The sequence below is a fragment of the Crenothrix polyspora genome, assembly GCF_900163755.1.
Classification (GTDB): Bacteria; Pseudomonadota; Gammaproteobacteria; order Methylococcales; family Methylomonadaceae; genus Crenothrix; species Crenothrix polyspora.
Window position 1 is genome coordinate 1 of record NZ_FUKI01000086.1, and the last position, 2,534, is coordinate 2,534.

Annotated in this window: 2 protein-coding genes; both read right to left on the reverse strand. The window is 35.9% G+C overall.

Annotation, left to right across the window (positions count from 1 at the left end):
- Positions 1-163: 163 nt before the first annotated feature.
- On the reverse strand, positions 164-2,194 hold the full coding sequence (locus CRENPOLYSF2_RS04795; protein ID WP_087142813.1) for an acyltransferase family protein: 2,031 nt from the start codon (positions 2,192-2,194) through the stop codon (positions 164-166).
- Positions 2,195-2,197: 3 nt separating this feature from the next.
- The gene (locus tag CRENPOLYSF2_RS18770) at positions 2,198-2,347 is read right to left on the reverse strand and encodes a hypothetical protein (protein WP_176371039.1); all 150 of its coding nucleotides are present in this window, start codon (positions 2,345-2,347) and stop codon (positions 2,198-2,200) included.
- Between the last annotated feature and the right edge of the window lie 187 nt (positions 2,348-2,534).

Genomic DNA, 2,534 nt, shown 5'->3' on the forward strand with positions numbered 1-2,534 from the left:
TGCGGACCCGCATGGTGGGTGGTGTGGGGGCTGGGGGTTAGATGCCCCTGGCTACCCGATTATGCTGCCAAACTATGCACAGATGCTAATCTATGCACTGAACAAAATTGCTAAAGCAAACAAAAAATTAATCAAACTGTACAAATTTATTTAATCATTACTTTTACTCTGATCTATTTAATTCGGACATAACTTTGCCAATACAAACATCTTTTGGATGCATTCCATCATAAAAATCAGCGGAGCTACATCCTACTTTATTGGGATCGTAAGAGCCGATAATTTGTATTCCGTGTTTTTTAGCTAAGTCTCTAAATTGAGATTCAATCTTTAAATATATTTGACGTTCATTCTTCATACGTTCATATAATTTAGGATGGTAAGGGGGGAGGATTAAGACAACTTTATATAATCTTGAGTAATGATTAATAAAATCCTCAAATACGGCCTCAGATTTTTTAGAGTAATCATAAGTCGCCATAGCATAATTCAATAAATCATCTAATCCGCTATCAATTTCATTTTTAGTTTTTGAAGCGTAAGTAGTATTGTAGACGCGGCTACCATCTCTACGAATTTTATCTCTATTTTCTGGAGTATCGTTACTAGCATCAAATTTTTGAGTATTTATAGAGTTATAAAGATTTGCTGAGAACTTAACTAAGCGTGATTCTTTTATTTCAGTTTTTTGAATATTAATTAATGACGAATTGGGCTTGTCCTGAAGAGCAGATAAAGCAGAAAAATATTCATCATTAAGCGACTTCCATCTACCTTGTCCAGATTTAGCATTAAATAACCAAGGGTCTAAACCAATAACAATTGTAGATGGTTGGAATTTTTTAGTTGCCAAATCAGCAATGGCAATATCATCTTCAATAGATGAGCCACTTACTCCTAAATTAATAACCTTGCTAGCGTAGTTGTGCTCACCTATCTGCATAATTCTAGAAGAGCCAAGCACAATAACGTCGGGACTCAAATTTTCATATTGAATCCGATATTTAATAAACTTTCGCTCATCCATGTTTGAAGAATAAACGGCATTCGTACTTAATAAAGCTTTAGCTATCTTTGCCTCAATTCCAGAGTTAGAAGATGATCCGAAAAGATTAGCGGAAGCAACGCCAAAAACTATAAAAATAAAACTTACAATCAAGCTAAATGAAAAAATTATTTTTCTTGAAACAATATTTTTATTTCTGAATGGACGCTCAATATATTTCCACGATAAAGCTGCTAATAGCAATGTGCATATAACTAAAGCAGACATTTTCATTAAACTAATTGTAGAAAAATAATATCGAGACAATGCAAATATTGGTTGATGCCAAAGGTAAGCGCTATAACTTATAAGCCCAATAGAAACAAATAACTTGCTACCTAGTATTTTTCCAATGGCAGTATCTGATTGACAAAAAAGTAAAATAAATGCTGCCCCAACTGTTGGAATCAAGGTATAAAAACTTGGAAATGGAGTGTCTTTATTAAAGATAAAGATAGGTAAAATAATAAGCCCTACCCCAAAGCCACTTAAAAACTGTCTTGATTTCAGAGTTAAATCAACTCTGTCTGTATTAGAAAAATAAAATGAAATTAGTGCTCCAATTGCCAGCTCCCAAGCACGTGTTGGAAGTAGAAAAAAATTAGCCACAGGTTTGTATGAAGCACCAAATTGAGCCGCTAATAGGCTAAGTATCGCAATGATTAAAATCAACTTTACTACACAGCTTCTCCCCAACTTCCACGATAATATAAGGAAGATCGGAAAGAATATATAATACTGTTCTTCAACCGCTAAGCTCCACGTATGGATTAAAGGCTTAAGTTCTGCAGTAGTTTCAAAGTAGCCTCCATCTATCCAAAAAAAGAAATTTGAAAAAAACAAAGGAGTAGCTACAAGACTCTTTGAAAAGCTAGCTAAATCAAACGGAGAAAGTAAAATCCAAGCAAATGGTATCGATATAGCCATTACAAAGAATAAAGCTGGCAGTATTCTTCTAGCTCTTCGCTCATAGAAATTTATAATTGAGAACTTACCTTGCTCAAGTTCAGTAAGAATAATGGTTGTAATTAGATAGCCACTAATTACGAAGAACACATCAACACCGACGAAACCGCCACTAAAAATCTGAAAACCTGCGTGAAAAAGTATGACTGGCAGTACAGCTAGCGCTCTTAATCCGTCTATAATTCATCATATATCGACAATACCTTGGCTTTTTTGATACTGAGCGGGTTGGCGACTTTCTTTCCAGCCTAGCATCCAAATACCTTGCTCGATAAATTTTTTATCTTGATGTGTAACACCTCCCCAAGAAGCACCAATAAACCAATAGTTTGACATTTTTTATCCTTTGAATATTTAGAAGACTGTGGGGTAAGTATGCGAGTGCATAACGTTAAGCTAACCGGCTGGCCAGAGAGCTGTAAGAATAAATGCTGGTATCAAGGCCAGTCCGGTTGAGCGCCCCGTGTGCGCCCAGCATGGGCGCGATGTAATGGGGTGGAAGTCCCCTGTGGGAGAACCGAAA